This window comes from Pseudomonas sp. UMAB-40, from assembly GCF_900095275.1.
In the GTDB taxonomy this organism is placed as follows: domain Bacteria; phylum Pseudomonadota; class Gammaproteobacteria; order Pseudomonadales; family Pseudomonadaceae; genus Aquipseudomonas; species Aquipseudomonas mandelii_B.
In genome coordinates, this window is sequence record NZ_LT607564.1 from 145,991 (window position 1) to 162,323 (window position 16,333).

The 16,333-nt window shown below is 52.1% G+C and carries 12 protein-coding genes; 9 read left to right on the forward strand and 3 right to left on the reverse strand.

Going from position 1 to position 16,333, the window contains the following annotated elements; translation table 11 throughout:
* Window positions 1–53 precede the first annotated feature (53 nt).
* Window positions 54–929 (forward strand): hypothetical protein, encoded by an 876-nt coding sequence (locus K0F88_RS20400; RefSeq protein WP_219096304.1) that lies wholly within the window; start codon window positions 54–56, stop codon window positions 927–929.
* 79 nt (window positions 930–1,008) lie between these two features.
* On the opposite strand, the gene K0F88_RS20405 is transcribed toward K0F88_RS20400, so the two are convergent.
* Both K0F88_RS20405 and K0F88_RS20410 read right to left on the reverse strand, forming a co-directional pair.
* Window positions 1,009–3,402 (reverse strand): DotA/TraY family protein, encoded by a 2,394-nt coding sequence (locus K0F88_RS20405; RefSeq protein WP_219096305.1) that lies wholly within the window; start codon window positions 3,400–3,402, stop codon window positions 1,009–1,011.
* Window positions 3,389–3,916: a hypothetical protein gene (locus K0F88_RS20410; protein ID WP_219096306.1), complete on the reverse strand. Its 528-nt coding sequence runs from the start codon at window positions 3,914–3,916 to the stop codon at window positions 3,389–3,391. Before K0F88_RS20410 ends, K0F88_RS20405 begins: the two co-directional genes overlap by 14 nt.
* Before the next feature lie 102 nt (window positions 3,917–4,018).
* Here K0F88_RS20410 and K0F88_RS20415 point away from each other — a divergent pair, with 102 nt between their 5' ends.
* From K0F88_RS20415 to K0F88_RS20435, 5 genes are read left to right on the forward strand one after another with little or no spacing between them, the layout of a single operon-like run.
* A complete protein-coding gene (locus K0F88_RS20415) occupies window positions 4,019–4,528 on the forward strand; it encodes a hypothetical protein (RefSeq protein ID WP_219096307.1) in 510 nt (169 codons plus the stop codon).
* Window positions 4,525–5,163, forward strand: coding sequence for a hypothetical protein (locus K0F88_RS20420; protein ID WP_219096308.1), 639 nt, complete (start codon window positions 4,525–4,527; stop codon window positions 5,161–5,163). The genes K0F88_RS20415 and K0F88_RS20420 overlap by 4 nt, the downstream gene beginning before the upstream one ends.
* Window positions 5,153–6,217, forward strand: a complete 1,065-nt coding sequence (locus K0F88_RS20425; RefSeq protein WP_219096309.1) for a hypothetical protein — start codon at window positions 5,153–5,155, stop codon at window positions 6,215–6,217. Before K0F88_RS20420 ends, K0F88_RS20425 begins: the two co-directional genes overlap by 11 nt.
* Window positions 6,218–6,227: 10 nt before the next feature.
* Window positions 6,228–7,559, forward strand: a complete 1,332-nt coding sequence (locus K0F88_RS20430) for a hypothetical protein (RefSeq protein ID WP_219096310.1) — start codon at window positions 6,228–6,230, stop codon at window positions 7,557–7,559.
* A gap of 10 nt (window positions 7,560–7,569) precedes the next feature.
* Window positions 7,570–12,042 carry an LPD1 domain-containing protein gene (locus K0F88_RS20435; RefSeq protein WP_219096311.1) on the forward strand — a complete coding sequence of 1,491 codons (4,473 nt, stop codon included), beginning with the start codon at window positions 7,570–7,572 and terminating at the stop codon, window positions 12,040–12,042.
* 73 nt (window positions 12,043–12,115) lie between these two features.
* Here the strand turns inward: K0F88_RS20435 and K0F88_RS20440 are convergent, their stop codons facing one another.
* A complete protein-coding gene (locus tag K0F88_RS20440; RefSeq protein WP_219096312.1) occupies window positions 12,116–13,141 on the reverse strand; it encodes a DsbA family protein in 1,026 nt (341 codons plus the stop codon).
* A gap of 184 nt (window positions 13,142–13,325) precedes the next feature.
* On the opposite strand from K0F88_RS20440, the gene K0F88_RS20445 reads away from it, so the two are divergent.
* The 3 genes from K0F88_RS20445 to K0F88_RS20455 are packed head-to-tail and all read left to right on the forward strand — an operon-like array spanning window position 13,326 to window position 16,324.
* Entirely contained in the window at window positions 13,326–14,060 is a 735-nt protein-coding gene (locus K0F88_RS20445; protein WP_219096313.1) for a DotI/IcmL family type IV secretion protein, read from the forward strand.
* A 3-nt stretch (window positions 14,061–14,063) separates the two neighbouring features.
* Window positions 14,064–15,050, forward strand: coding sequence for a DotH/IcmK family type IV secretion protein (locus K0F88_RS20450; protein ID WP_219096314.1), 987 nt, complete (start codon window positions 14,064–14,066; stop codon window positions 15,048–15,050).
* Window positions 15,050–16,324, forward strand: coding sequence for a DotG/IcmE/VirB10 family protein (locus K0F88_RS20455; protein WP_219096315.1), 1,275 nt, complete (start codon window positions 15,050–15,052; stop codon window positions 16,322–16,324). Before K0F88_RS20450 ends, K0F88_RS20455 begins: the two co-directional genes overlap by 1 nt.
* Window positions 16,325–16,333 lie beyond the last annotated feature (9 nt).

Consider the following 16,333-nt stretch of genomic DNA (forward strand, 5'->3'; position numbering starts at 1 on the left):
TGGCTTATGGTGCACTATAGAATCAGGTGAATTTCTTGCTGGAGGGATTGGAGATGGCTAACGGAAAAGTACAAAAAACTGGCAGTTCGCGCTACCTGCCATGCAACGATCTGGTTGACGCTGCTGCGGGCCAGGTGCTTGCTAACCCATATGGTTCGGTGAGTGTGCCGTGGATCGCTGGTGGTCTGGGTGCGGAAGCCAAAACTCTGATGTTGCTTGCTCAGCGTTACGGTGCAATGGGCGTGGCCGCAAAAGGTCAGGGTGCTGGTCGTAAATTCAAGTTCTACTACAGCCGTGCCACTACCGGTAGCTGGTTCACCGAGGTGTGGCCAATGTGGAAAGTGGTCGTGTGGTTTGTTGTGATGGCCTTCTTCGCGTTTGGCTTTCACTCAGTTAAAAGCGGTGTTGGTTGCTTGCTGGTGGGTGTAGTTGGTCTGCTGGCTTTCGGTCCTCGCGCTGTCGCTGCCATGCGCAACTCGGTAGTTGCCGGCCGCCTTTCGGGCTACTCGTATGCACGCGAATCGTTCCCTATGGTCCTGGCAGGTGCTGTCGCCGGAGTAGTGATGCTGGAGTGGGCGTATGTACTGCCCTGGAACGCTGGGAAGTTCTATTCGTCGGTTTCGGGGCTGGTTGGTCTTCTGGCAATGGACTACGGAGTGGCAGACTTCGCCATGCGCGTTGTGAAGGCTGGCTTTACTGGTCTGGTCTTCGCGGTGGGTTCGGTGTTGGTCTACCAGGTAATGGCAGGTGGGATGATGAAAGGGTGGCTGGATACTGCATTCCGTGATGGTCTGGTGTTTGTTGAACCTGAGCCTGGCACTTGGTTCCATAAGCTGCGCACCACTGGTTATAACGCCGCTTCCGGGTACTTCATGTTCGGATTCCTCTTGCTGGCGGCGTGCGGTATCGCTGTTCCGCTGTTGCAGTGACGAGTGTCAATCCCGCCAAGCTACTCACCAATAAAAAACCAGCCGATGAGGCTGGTTTTTTTTGTCTACGATTTCTAAGTCATGCGCCGGATGGTTTGCCCCCCTTTGACGTGTCACCCTGATTTTTTCCGGGGTTTGCAGGAGAGGTGCTGCCCTGCGACATCCGCTGGCCGGTGTGCTCGGCCTTGCTAACGAAGGCCATGAAGTTGCTACGCACCTTCTCTTCACTATGCCCGTCACCTGTTACTTCGCTGCCACCGTTGATCCAGCGCAATCCGCGCTCGAACAATTCAGAAGGCAAGCCAAAGACACGAACGATGCCTGAGTAGCCGAACATGACGCAGACGACCACGCCACCCACCGAGCTAAACAAGAAGACAAATCCAGACTCAAGTACCCCATGAACGTAGTCAAAGAACCAGGCAACAAGGTATGCCACAGGTTTGAGTGCAATGAAAATGGCGAAAAACCCGGTTACGCGCAAAATTGGGTTCAGGTATAGGCCAATCATCAGCATGTAGCCCTGACGAGTATGTTCCGTGCCCCAGCCTTCTTTTTCAGCGGTGCCGTGCGCAGCGAGCCAGAAGGGTGAAACCAAAAGGCATTCGATGTAAAACAGCGTCCACGATATGACCCCCATGAACCAAATGCTCAGGGGAATAGTTGGCAGAACCACGCCGGCAACAAATCCGATCCCAATCAAAATGGTTAGAATGCTATCAACCATTGGAAGCAAAAATTGGCTAAGCGCTGACAGAATGTCTTTCGTGATCGACCCGCCAGCGCCAACTGCTCTGACGCCAAGTCCAACAGGAAAAACCATTGTCCAAAAGTTGGACGTTGTAGCGATTTCCCCTGCTTGCTCGGCAGCACTTGCGGCAGCTTGGATGCCTGTCAAGGTTGTGCCCTTGACCAAGTACATGACTTCAGCTGCTGTACCAATTGCCGAACCCATGTACTGGATATTCACTATTAGGTCGTCAGGAGAGTTGCGCTGTAGCGCTGATCGAGTGACCCAGGATAATCCAGAGTACAAGGCCATTTTCATAGAGTCGAACATATCGGCGCCTTCAGCGCCGGACAGGGCAATAGCTGACAGCGATGGTATCGGTGCATCCACTGATGTGGAGTTTTGCAGAACGCTGGAGCCGCTTCCTCCGTATGCTTTTTTCGCTGCAAGTAGCCGCTGAGAGATTTCCTGAAGCCGCTCATCTTGAGCCCATTCATTGTCAATCTGCGGGTCTGTAGTGGTGGCCAGCATGAGCTGAGCGAGGCTGTTGATCTGGGCTTGATTGATGCTCACCTTCCAGAAAATGGTGCCCAACAATGGCCATCCTCCATCAATGGTTTGTGTTTTCCAGTCGGCCCCGTCAGTACCCGCAGTGTTTGCGTTGCTCACTGCCTGAGCAACAATTCGTTGGCGTCCATCGTTGTATGACGCGATAACGCTATTGATTTCTCCGACCAAGCCAGGAACATTTCCCCTAACTTCTTTCAGAGCGTTTTCGAAAGAGGATTGAGCACCTGACCCGTTGGACTGCATGGATTGTAAGGCCGACTGATCCGCTAAAATTTTGCCCGCAATAGCGGCTACAGCCGGTTGCAGTCCGGTGATCACCGAAATCAGTTGGCTTTGCGCTTGCGTAGCCATATCGGTAGATACCGCATTGCGCCCCGAAATGTTGAATGGACCGGTTGAATCCGGAATTTTACCTTTGCCAGGACTGGCGATGGTGATGCTGCCGCAATAATTTGAGCGCGGATTGGCGGCGCGAGCCGAGCTGTTTGACTCAACATAGGCGTATTGGAATTTGGTCTCGAACCCTTTGATCACATCCCCCGATGAGGCTGTCTGAAACTGGATTGTGTTCGAGCCGGTGTAGGCATTGATGTATTGCTTGCAGACCTCGGACCCAATCCAACTGAAAACGATGTCGTCGCCGTTGACCAAAGAAATTGGTCTGTAAACGCCGTAGTCGTAAATGTAGTTGAGTCCTTTCTCCATAAGAATGTTGGCGTGTTTGTTTCCGGTTTCGGCTACGGAGGTAACGCCGTACTGCAAAGCAGAAAATCCAGACGTCAGCGGCACCATTAAAATGGTGGCCACACTAATGCGCAGCGGCATCCAGAAGGAGGATATGACCTGACCACCAGGCACGCCTTTGTTGGCGGTCTGGATGATGTAGTTCAGCCCACCAAACATTGCCAAGAAAGCCATCATGAATAGAGCAATTGTGTTCAGAGTCGCCGATAGAACGGACATGAGCGACTTCTCGCCGTGCGATCCGGTCTCAGATCCGTAGGCAACCCAATTGATGATTTTTTGCCCAAAGTCGTATCCGGCGTTCGATTGTCCGTTCAGTGGCTCAATGGTGTATGTGTCGGCGGCGAACGACAGGCCGGAATGCAGGAGTAAGGCCATACCCGCAGCCGCTGCAACCGTCTTCAGAAGATAGGTGTTATGCAGCTTCATGGACTGCGCTCTCCTGAGGCAAATCATTCAATTTACTCAAACGCAGGTTCCGCTCGGCAACAAAGGCACCAAGCACCTTGTAGCTGTATATCGCACGAAAGCTCGTGAACAGGAGCATGGGGATCGATGACAGAAGCCATGTGTTCCATGGGTCACCAAATTTAATTGCGACCGCCAAACCTTTGGCCAATATCGTCAGGAAATAGCAGAACACGGCGGTGGTGGACCACATGATTATCCGGTGACCCAGAATCGACTTGGCGACGTACACGTCGTCGATGATTTCGACTGGGATAAGGATTTTGTTCGCCATGGAACTGTTCTTGACCACTTGCCGCAGCAGTGGGAAGGACGCGCGTTTTTTCAAATTCCCCGCATGTTTTTTCCACGCGTTGACTGCAAGCACCCACTTCGCGGCACCGATTATCTTTCCGGATTTGTTCGGCGCCTGTTTCTGCTCGACACCAGCGCCATCCGGCTGAGTGACTTCTTCGGTTTCGTGTGATTTAGCCATAGTCAATTCCCTGAGAGCGTCTCCTGAATGCGGTTTAGGAAAGCTTGTTTCATTATGGTATAAAATCATGATACCTAGTCAAAGTCTTTTATGGTGATCGTGGTGAGTGAGATGGCGGGCCAGCGCATAGCGTCCGAAACGAGTGAGTTGCTGGACAGTGAAATGGTGGCGACACGCTGGCGGGAGCTTAGTGCTGAGCTGGCCAGGTTAATGACGTGGATGGACAGCCAGGAGAATTGGCTTCAGCAGAAGGGTGATAACGAACTGCTTGAGATTTTGCACCACCTCATAGCGTTGAGCGAAAACGATGACGCTGTGAGGGAAATGCACAAGCCATACGTGGCGGGACAACTTGCCCAGGTGTTGGCTTGGGTTGAGTCGAGCCGGTTCTTTCGGCTGCTTGAGGTAATGGATCGAAACTCACCGAATTTCGTAAATCGATTTGTATTGGCGCTCGGGCGTGTCGGCGGGGAAGCGGGTGTGTACGCGGACCTGTTTTTCGAGCGCGTGATGGTGATCCATCGAAGCGAGCTGTTAGGTCGCGTTTTTGGTGGCCATCGGACAAATGCGATTGCCGAGGCAATCCGAACTATCAGAGAAACGCGTGCATGAAGAAAAAATCTTTAGTCGCGCTGGCGCTGGTCGCCTGTGTGGCTTTTCCGTATCAACCGGTTTATGCAGCTCCTACCGATGGCGCATGCGATATCGATGAAATGATGACTTCCAACCGTAAGAAAATGGACGAGTTGGCCCGCAATGAGTACGAAAATAATTTATCAAAGCCCATGGCGAAAATGATTGAAAGCGCCCCAACGGTAAAGGACGCAAGCTGCCTTCCAATCCTCGACACCATGGACACGCTGATCAGATTGCGGATTCCTTCATTGGGCGCACTTATGGGTGGACTAATGGCGAAAATTCGTGATATGGCCTGTAAGTATGCGAACGACTTCATTGCCAGCACCGTTGGCAAACTTCAATATAACATCAGCGATCCAATGGGCATCGCTTCTGTCGGTATTGGCGGCACAACCGATGGAACTGGCGGCACACAAGTTGAACGCTATGACTTCAGCAAAGTTGTTAGCGACCAAGTGCAGCAGGTGGCTAAAGAAAAAGCCATGGAGTACGCCCGTGAAGGCGTTGGCAACGCAACAAAATATCTACCAAACCCAGCAAGTGACCGAACTCCGCGTGTAGACAGCCAGATCAAAAATGGTCTGAAGGACTCACTCAATGGTCTCTAATAATTTGCTGCGAGGTGCGGTTACAGCTGCGCTGCTTGCGCTTGCAGGGGAAAGCTCAGCTACTGGTATTCCTGTCTATTGCTACAACTGCCAAGAGGCCACTAATAACGCCGCGCATAGCAATCTTGATGGCCTGCGCCTGCAAACTGAGGCGCTGCTCAACGGCATGGATTACATCTTGCGGACCAACAGCGGATTCAATACCGCAATAGCGTCTGGTGCCGGCGTTACTCAGCAACGCATTCAGAACGCCTACAAGATGGATCCAACAATCGCCAAGCCGCGCTTGGCGTGCTCGCAGGCTGCCACCGCTGGTGTGCGCTCAGGTTCAACTGGCGCCTCGAACAAGCTTCGCCAAGCACTGGTAGCGAAAACCTCGGCTAACAACTACCGAGGCGCAAACTTGCCGCCAGGCGAGAGCCGCAAAGAATACTCAGTGCAGAAAGTTATCGATGTTCTCGGCGAAGAAGATGCAGATCCGGCCGAGGTTTTAACGTCGCGGGCTCCAATTCCGAACGAGGCTTCGGCAATCGCTGAGCACCGCAAAATCAAGGACGCGACCGTAAACCCTTTCCCAGTTGAGCTTCCTCCGGAAGAGGAAATTCAGCGCATCAAGAAGAAGGGTTCCCAAGGTGAGCGCGAAAACCTCGCTCGTTCCTATGCGCTGATGGCCAGGCAGATCAGCGCTCAGTCGGTACTGGATGAGGACGAGAGTAACCGAATCCAGTTCGTCAAATCAGATCCCTTCAAAGATCAACTCAGCTACATGACTGAGGGGATGGACGATGACACCAAAAAGCTTTGGAGCAGCGGTCAATTATCCAACTACCAAGTGGAAAAACTTGGCGCTAGTTACCGCGCGATGTCGCCGACGTGGATAAAGCAAATGTCCTCTGCGGCAAGTCCAGAGGCGATTCAAAAAGAAATCATGTTGGAAATGGCAGAAATGCTTCACCAGCAGGGCATTGCCAATGACCTACAGCGCCAAGGCAATATTTTGTCGGCACTGAAAGAAAGTCGCGAAGTATCCACAACTGGCTTACAGACTCGGTAAGGACGAATAAATGAACGAAGCACACGCTCACGTTGAATCTGTCAAAGAAACCACGGTTCTTGCAGAGGCAGCAGCGGAAACGCCGGCATTGAATTTCACTGCTTTCGAAGATACTGCGGTTGTATCGTCAGGCCTGGGAGAGGGGTTGGATCTGAATGACCCCGCTCTTGATAAGCTGGATGTCGCCGGACTGCTGGAGATTGCCTTTTCAAAAATAAGAATGGAAGAAGGGTTAACCGCCGAGCGGCAAGGCGACGACTTGCTGTTTGATGAGCTTGATGGTTTTGATACAGATCCAGATCTGGGCATGCTTGAAGCCGAAGCGGGCCGCGACCCAGAACTCGGGGCGCTTGGCTCACCCAAAATCACCCCAGTAGCGCCGGAAGCCGGTGTAGATGGTGAAATTAGCGCGCCATCGCAAGAAACACCTGTCGTTGAAGGTGTCGAAGCGACCATTCCAGGCACGCCGCCACTGCCAAGCGATAACCAAACCGCTGATCCAGGCTTGGATTTTGACGACGATTTCCGACCGGAAAGCGAGGTGTTCACACCTGTCGCTGGTGCAGATTCGCAGATATCTTCTGCTGTTGACGATGAAAAACTGACAGCGGCGGCCGGCGAAATTCCCGAGCAGAATGAGGCCTCTCTTGACGGCAAAAGGGCGCACGCCGAACTGTCTTTGGCACGCGATAAAAACGGGGCAGAATTGGTGGATGGGCTCCAAGCAGTGCAATCCGCAGGCCCAGCGGGGAATTACCCAGATCAGCAAATCCGGGTTGGCCTGATTCAGGGGCTGAGCATGCTTGGTGGTGCCGGTCTCGCCGGGTTGGCAAAAATGATCCATTCCGGTGGTTCCACAATCAACAACCAACTTCGCCAGCGTCAGTACGGCAAGCTTTCAACTCAAATTGACCAGATCACCCAAAACATGGATTCGTTGATGGGCAAGATGAACGCCAATGGACTTGCGGCGGGATTGGATGGTTTGAAGGGTGATCAGCGCAGCGAGTTCGTTAAAGAGTTCTTTGAAAACCCGACAAACAAAGGGATGTTCAATGAATTGCTCGGCTCGGTCGGCAACCTCGCAACCAAAGCGACCGAGGCGGCTGTAGTCGGCGCGGCAGCAGGCTTGTCTCCTGACCAAATTGACACAGAGATTACTCGGCGCATCACCGACGTTCAGCAGAAGCACAAATCGTTGCTTGAAACCATGACTGACCATAACGGCGTTTCGCTGAGTGATCGCTTGACCAACATTGCGCAGCAACTGGCCGCAGCAATCGACAAGCTCTTTCAGCGTGCATCGCAAGCGTTGGGCCTCAGCCCTCGCCCTGGCATGTGAGTAAACCGTGATGCATGACTCTGAATATCCATCTATTTGGGGCGTTCACAATGAAGCCCTTTTTAATCCCGTTCTGGTGCGTGGCCGACTGGTTACAGCGGTCGAGTCTGCGCCGGCAGCTTGGAGTGATCGGCTGGAAGAACTGGGGTTTAAAAAGGGGAGTCGTGCATGGCTTCGAATGGGGGCTACCGCCCCCTCGGAGTACGAGTACATTTCGCCAGCAATCTTGCTGAAGGCCTTTAAGCCAGAGGACGTCCTAAATACCGAGGCGGAATTCAACGAGAATCCCGTTCCGCTCACCGTGCAGGATGCCATCGCAAGTCTGTGGCAAAACAACTTGGATGGTGTGCTGTTCGAGTTGAGCATGCTTGGTGTCGGCTCACGTTCAGCAGCATGGAGCCATGTTGAGGCGGCCATGCAGGGGGATGAAACCCCTGAGGCATTAGCCGTCACTGAACTCGCGTTCGCGAGAATGCAAAAGCTTGGCACTCTGCTTGATGCAGCTTTGGATTATGCGGCACTGAAGGGCTGGGTGGGCGTAACACCCGAGCAACTTCAAGTGCGCGGCGGAATCGTAATCAGCAGCGGTGAATCTGTGCACTGGGCCGATCATGACGGCGTGTTCCACAAGGGCCGATTGGCAATGACGTTGCGCCAGGCCGACGTGGATGCATGGGTCTACGAGGAGGGGCCAAGGTTTGTGGGAGGTGTGGCCATTGCCTCGCTCAGCAAGGTTGGCCGTCAGCAGATCCAGTTCCTTGATGCTGGCCAAAACTGGCAAGTGTCTTCGGCAGATTATGGCGCTGCCATCGAGCCTGAAAGGCCTGCGATGCAAGCGTTGGCGCCGGAACTGACTCGCGATGAAGTGCCGAGCTATTTCTCGCTTGCCGGCTACACGGAGGAGGCTGGGGACGAGGTTAAGCGAATCCTTGCTGACGCAATATTTCCATCTGAAGGATGGCGTGAAGAGCTCCAGCAGAAACTTTTTGCTCTTCCAGAAAGCGGGCCACTTGGCGTTGAGATTTTTGAAGCGCTTGAGCGTGTAGAAAGTGACCTGTACTCGCTCTCAAAGCACTACTACGGCAACACCGGTGTCGGGTTCTGCTTGTCCAGGCACTTCAGTTCCGTTGAAGATGAAAGCAACATAGAAATGAGCCTCGGGAACTACAATCGAGATGGCTTCTATTCGATAGATGATGGCATTGACGGACTTCCAGTCCTCAAGGCTGAGCGCATTGACTACGGGGTGATAGCTGAGGCGCTAGATGCGCAGCATCGAAAAAATGTTCAGCGCTTTATACGCGGGACTACTGCCCTCGGTTTAAGCGCAGAAACGTCGCCCGCCATGCCGTCTGAATTTATTAGCAGCTACAGAGTCACCAATGTACTCAATGAGCTTGGAGCGTCAGGATTCGCTGACACGATAACGGTTGATCAGCTTGCTTCCATCCTGGCCACAGTGAGTGGGCGTAATCTGTTGGCAAAGCACATAGCCGAGCCCGCACGAAATGACGATACATCGTCGATCGAACTGTTGATGATTCCTGTTTCAACCGACAACCAAATAACCCCCCGTAGCTCTCTAGCCTTGAGCATTACGAACATATCCCAGCCGATCACGACGCTGGATGCTGTTCTTCGAAAGCTCCACGGATCAGGTGTCGGTATAGCTGAATGCACGCAGGCGAAATATTCACTTGCTGTTGCGTATATGCAGTATCCGGGTTCACGCCATCTTGAAATGGCCGAGGCGATCCCAGGACTTTCGTTTTTTTCAAGCATGGCAGTAGAAGTGCAACCGCTCCCAAGCTTCGAGATGGCGGAGCAGGCCATGACCGCCGCTATCGACTTCTTGGACGTGAACAGGTTGGTAGGCGATCAGCACGATGAGTTGCAGGTGGCTGCTAAAAAGCTGAATTCGTTCCCGCTCACCAGCCGTTATTACGCAGCGATTGTGGCAACCAAACTTGCCGATCCTGATGAGCTAAGGGCGTGGGTTGAGAACGAGCTACGAAACGGATTTAAAGGGAAAATCAACCAGCTTTCCACCGAGTTTTTTAAACGACAAGTTGCCTACATCGCGGATGAAATTCGTGGAAACGAAGGGGTTGTTGTAAGTCTGAGTACTGGCTCGACGCGTAGCGTAAGGCGCTATCCAGTATCGGCGAGCGATTCATCGTTGGCGGAAAGTCGTGAGGCAACGCTCGGTGCCGCAATTGTTAAAGTGAAAGAACGTCACAGAATGAAGGGGTCGACCATTGCTCTGGATGCCATCTCATTTTCTGATCCTGCACTCTGTTCTCTATTGGCAGGCGAGCGAGCGGCCGTAGAAAAAGACCGCGTTAACGCTGGGCAGGTTTATGAGGACGCCGGAGTAGTGGCAGGCTTTGCAAGAAAAGATATCCGCGCATTCAGTCGTGATGCGCTGATCGATCACGCCAGCCGTATGAGCACTGAACAAAAAGAGAAGTATCTGAAGCGCGAGTTGATTTGGCCTCGCAAAAGCTTCGAAGAAATGCGTGATGAAGGTGTGCTGCTCCAGACAGCTATCGCAGTCGATATCCTCTGGAAAGCGCTCCCTAAGGCCCCCAAATCACCAGCGATCAAACACGTGAGAAGCTTCACTGAGCTTGTGTCGATGATGCGTGACGAAATTACGAATTTGATGGGGCGTATACGGTCAGGCGATCAGCAGGATGCAAACCCAGGTTCGGCAGACTACGCCAGTCGCAAGCTTTTGCTGAATGACGAATTCAAGCAAATAACAAAAAGCATTTGCCAAGCAGATGTGGTGAAAGAAACTTATCGGGTGCAAGACTTTAAGGTTCGCGGCGTATCAGGGATGTCGCTGAGCGGCTTCGAACCTTTTTCCCAGCGGTCACTTTCTATGACCAGACTTTTGAACGGCGCGACATGGGCTAAGTACTTGAAGGAAAAGAAAGTAGCCCGACCGGCTGCGAAATCCAGAGTCCAGCGCGGGGAGGTTGTTCGCGAGGGCGAGGACTACCGGAACGGCGTTTCTGTTGTCACAGAGGACTTCCTAAAAACCTTTGCCTTCAGCGGGGTTGAATATGGGAACTGGACGAACCAGAAGGAGCGCGAAGCACACCTGAACCTTTCCTATGACTCCATGATGGACTTTGCCAAATTAGTTGGTTGGGAGCCCATGGCGTTGAGTTTGGGTGGGAGGCTCGGGTTGTGTATTGGTTCACGCGGTCATGGCGGTGCTAACTCATTTGCTGCTCACTTTGAGCCGGTAAACTACGCAATGAACCTTACTCGCTTGTCCGGTGACGGCTCACTCGCCCACGAGTACTGGCACGCCGTAGCCAACCATTTCGGACACATCCATACCGGCCGCCCAACGGATCTGCTGAACAACTTTGGCTATGCATTGCAAATTAAAGGACCGCTGCCAACGCTCACCGGGTCATCTTTGCGTGAGCCTGTGCGAAAAGCATTCAGGGATCTTCAGGTCGCGATCATGCGTGATGTAAAGCCAGGTGGAGATGTAAACAACATCGAGGACTACACCGACCTGTCGGCAATGATGAAGTGCTCAATCGAGATGGGCGAGTATTGGGCAGAGCCGGCAGAGATGTTCGCCCGCGCCATGGAGATGTGGGTTGTCGATCAGATGGAGCACCAGGGCTACCGCAATGATTACCTAGTCAGAGCAGGGAAGGGTGGCGGGCAATATCCGACGCCTGAGCATCTGGAGCGGATCAGTAAATGGGTTGAACCGTTGCTTGAATCGATTGAGCTTGAGGTTCGCAAAGTTTCGCATCCACTGCTCGGCGATATCGAAATTCCTATCCTGCATTCGGAGCACAGAAGCGCAACACCACTGCCTCCGCAGGATTTGGTTGACCTGGCGCTCAGCGAGCTGGATCGCCTTTTCAGTAGAGCGGCGCCTCGGCTGATGTTCATATCTGAGCCAGGGGGGAAAGCTGGTCTGTACAAAGCAGCAATAAATCTCATGGCGCTCAATGATGCACATGCGGATCGTGACACGTTCTATCACGAGGCATGGCACGCATGTGAAGCGACGCTGCTCACTTCCGAAGAGCGATCCACCATGCGTGAGGTTTTCGCTCCCAGAGGTGCATTGAGCGCCATTGTGATCGACGCAATGCGCGCCGAGGGACTATCGGAAGGATGTGTTGCAGCGGCGATGAACAACCATTCCGAAATGCAGGCTTACGCATTTCAATTGTGGGCGGCGGACAAACTAGACCTGAGCGAAAAACGAATTTCAGAATTCTACCGGGTCAAGGGTTTTGCAGATGGTGTGGTAGAGGTCGCTGCAATGCTGGGATCAGAGAAGGCGACAGCAATTTTCAGTCAGTTCCTACGGGGTGACTTTTCAAGCCGGTTCGCTTCTGGGTTGGAGGCGAGTGCAGGAGTGTCCGTGCATCTCGCGCGGGCGCCAGTGTTAGAAGAGCGACAACCAATCCCGTCTGGACCGTCAATGCGGATGTAATAAAAAGCCCCGACAAGATCGGGGCTTTTTTTGAGTTGCGTGAGTCAGTGTTGCTCGGGCATCAGTGTGCCGATTAGTTGGCCGTCTTCAATAAAGCCCAATCAGTGGAGTACGGAACGCCACCGAACGCCTCAGCATGTTCATTGGCGTTCCGGAACATCACAAACGGAGTTCCGATCCCTGGCATTTCGCGTGTAATTGCCAAGTAGACCGCAGCAGCTGGTTTGACCAGCCCGTAGTCGCCTTCAGTCAGGCCTGCGATATCAGTGAAGTGGTCTTCAGCGTTCCAGGTTTTGGAAAGCATCTGGTCGAGCATTTCACTGCCCAGTACCGGATCTTTGTCGTAAGTCTTCCGCAGCAGCGCAGAAAGCGGGTAGCTCTGCTCATTATTGAAAATAGGAATCCAGCGGAATTCGGCGTCATAGGCTTGAGCAATTGCCTTGTGCTGCTTGTAGAGCTTTTGGCAAGCAGAGCAGAGTGGATCAAACAACACGTAAACCGGGTTCTTACCTTTGGTGGTGCTGAAATACGGCAGTTTTTCGATTCCTGACAGGAACATCTCACGCTGTTCGGCCGCGTGCTTCACTTTCTTCGCAATGGCTTCGGCACCAGGTGATTCGCTCTGCTGAATCGCCGCGCTCTGCTGAGGACTCGACGAGCCTTCATCTGCCGGCTCAGGGTCGTTGGCAGAGTCATGGGAAGCAGACGCCGCAGCGGCGCTACCCTCGGGCAGCGACATAATCCGGCTTCGCTTATCCATCAATGGGCCATTGAGGATCTTGGTGCCATCGGCAGAGAGATACACAAAGCCGGACGTTTTAGGGTTCGCCTTATCAGCCAGCATGTCCACCTCCCACATCCAGGTGCCCATACCCATATCAAGCTTTTCGACGCTCCGGATTTCCGAAGACGGGATCAGGCGCGTGATGAGCGAGGTGTCCGCTTTCAACGATGGTGTCTCGACGACCACTGCTGAATCGGCTTGAACAGGCTCTGGCGCCTTCTGCCAAATGCGCGTTGTGGCAGCACCTGCGGCTACGCATACGAACAAAGCAGCAGCAATGATCGCGTACTTTTTACCCTGTGACATATGGGGCATTCATGACTCCTACTTGCAATGATCAAAAAGGCAGAGAGCCCGCTGCGAATGGGCGCCCTAGAAGAAAATTTGGAATTGCGTTGTCAGTGGTGACATCGTTTAATGATACTACACGCAGTTAACGAATCCTGCTAGGATACGAAAATCTGGAGTCGGCAGCGCGACTCGAACCAAGGAAAAGTACGTGGCAAATACGAATGAACAGGCCAAAGATACGGCTCGGCAAAATTCGGCATCTGAGCAGTCACGCATCTCGGCCGCATTAGAAAAGTTGCTGGACATGAATGGCTTGCTAGCCACGATTGAAGCCGGCCTTTCGGCACGGGAAGACAAGACAGTCAAGAATCGAATCATCGCAACATTGCTGGTGTTTCTCGGGTTTTCCATGGGTGGAAATGCTGTTCAGTACGCGTACCAGCCACCGACCAAATTACTTGGCGAGACCATTGATGGGCGGATTCGTGATCTACCGCTTCTCAGCGAGCCGATCTATGAGCACAAACAAATTCTTGAATGGGCAACCAAGTGCGTGCAAAGCATGTACCGCCTTTCCTATGTAGAAGAATGGGACGCATCGCTGAAGAATAACGCTCTGTGCTTGTCGGATGGCGGGATCAGCGCCTTCGGCAAAAGCCTCAAAAAAGTTGGGCTCACTGACTATTTGACAAGAGAACGACAAGGAACAATGTTCGCTACAACAGGCATGGCGGAAATGCGCTCTAACCTGCTTGGCAACAAAGGTTATTACGAGTGGGTAGTGTATCTCCCTTATCGCGTAAATATTGACGGTAAATCACGCGGAACTATGGATCTGACAATCGCCATGAAAATCAGAAGGGTTTCATTGGTTATTCGAGGCGATGGCCTGTGGGTTGAAAGTTTCCGAATTCGACCGCGTTCTGATGCGCTAGGTAAGTAATCTATGAAAATTACTACTCTCATTGGTGCAGCATGTCTTATTGCAAGTACGCTGAGTTTTGCGGCCGAGCAAGAAGAAGTCGTTACAGTTTCAGATCCGCAGGAGGCTGCTAAAGGAATCCTATTGGCAAGCCCTGAAGCTATCTTAGAAATAAGAAAAGATATTACCGAAAACGCAGCGGCCCACCGCCTTCCTGTTGTCGATACATATGACAAACTTGCAGAGCCTTTAATAGACATCGAAGAAACGTTCAATGTTGGCAGTGATCCGGAAAGCAAAACTCCAGAAATTCTGATCGCCCGCTATCTAAGCACATCCGTCAACTTTGTAGATGCATACGGCAAGCCTTGGCCAATTCGTCGTCAAATAAACTTCTTGAAGAAGCGTGTAGAGGTTGTGAGAGTTGCCGAACCGCAAGCCCCTACGCAGAAGGATGGAGAATCCGCAGGGATTGACCCACAAGACCCCCAGGCCGGTTCGCTAAATATCTCAGCTTTAAAACACGGTGCCACGGGAAATATTACTGTTTACCTTGTAAACCGGTCGACGCCCATTTCATTGTCTGTTTCAACGAAGTCTGGTGTGTATCACAAAGAAGCAACGGTAAAGATTTCAGAAGTCGGCCCGCAAACTGATTTGAAGACTATCAATCGCGGGGACGAAGTAATCGTCGGAACTCAGACAGACGCAGATCTTAATAACGCACTGTACGGTATAGGTCCACAAGGTAGTCAACAAATGGTTGTCGAGGGCGGCGAAGGAAAAGCATGGTTGAAAGACAACGCCGTTTTCCTGCAAACGCCATTGTCAGTGTTTTCTCCAAAGGTCACCAAGGTAACTCACGCGAACGGCCGTTATAGAGCGTACAAATTACCAGCGAGCCCGACGATTATGGCTTCAAATAACGAAGGGAAAACTGTGACCCTGCTTATTAAGCGCAGCGCGCAAGCAAGCGCTTTTGCAGAATCGATGTCGGGAAGCGGCCACTAATGAGCGATAAGATAAACGATTTGGATTTGGAAAATATTGGTGGCGCGAGCGGTGATCGAATCGCGAGCAGAGGCACTGTAGAAATTCCAGGTTCACACGGCGCCGGAGCTGTAAAAGCTCTGTTCAATCCAAAAAACAGATTTCGCGTAATCATAGCGATAGGCGCTGGTTTAATCGTGTGCAGCGCCGCCGTGTACGCCTACATCAGTACAACGTCAGATGATGCCAAGGCGGTTGGTGGCGGCGTAACTGATGGTGGCAGTCTTAGGTCCGGTAGGAGCGCAAAGCCAAGTACTTTGCAGAAAGAAGAAGCCGCACGATATAACGATGAGGGATTGAAAAAAGCTCAAGAGACTGATCCAACTGCGCATCCAGTAATGTTGACAGAAGAGGATGATGGCAATCCCTATGTGCCTCAAAGAAAGTTTGACAAGCCTGATCGACTTTCGTCAGCCGGAAATCAGAAAAATGAGGCGGGACCGAGCAGTGAGCAGTCTGTCGTGCCTAAAAAGAATGTGACAGTTGTTTATTCTAAAGAAACACAGGATTTAGTAAAAAGACTTATAGACAACGAAATTGAAGATCCAGTTATGGACTCTGGTTCATGGACATACGCTACGGCGAAGGCAAGCCAAGAAGCTTCCGATCCGTCACGTAAATCTGCAACTAAAGTATCAGACAGTGAAGGCAGCGTGAACATGGACGGTGAGCTTGCAAACAAATGCGAGCATCCTGTGGTCCGCGCTGGTCGACAATATATGGCAAGGGCAACTATGGCGTACAACAGCGATGTGGGCGGCCCTGTAATTGTTGAAATGCTAAACGGCCCACTTCGCAAGCACCGTTTAAGAGGAAAAGCAGAGCGCAAAGAAGAATGGGTTCGGATGACCTTCGACACCTTGTTTGGTAACGATGATCCACGACGCATTGAAGCTATTGGATTAGACACCGAAACTGCGCTTAACGCGGTGAGCGGTGATGTTGATTACCACACTCTCTATCGCTATGGATGGTGGGGTGTAGGCGCAACGCTTTCAGCGCTTGGCAAGGCCGCTCAATCGAACACGAATACTGACACGGTTTTTGTTGGCGACAACGTAGTTCAAAACACAACTAAAGATACTTCGCGCGAAATCAAAATGGCGGTCGGGGATCTTGGTGAATCTATCGGTGATGTATTTAAAGGTCGAATAGATCGACCTTTGACGGTCACGCTGAAAGTTAATGATACGGTCGGCGTCGTCTTCATGGACGATGTTTGTGGCGATAAATAGGTAGGATTT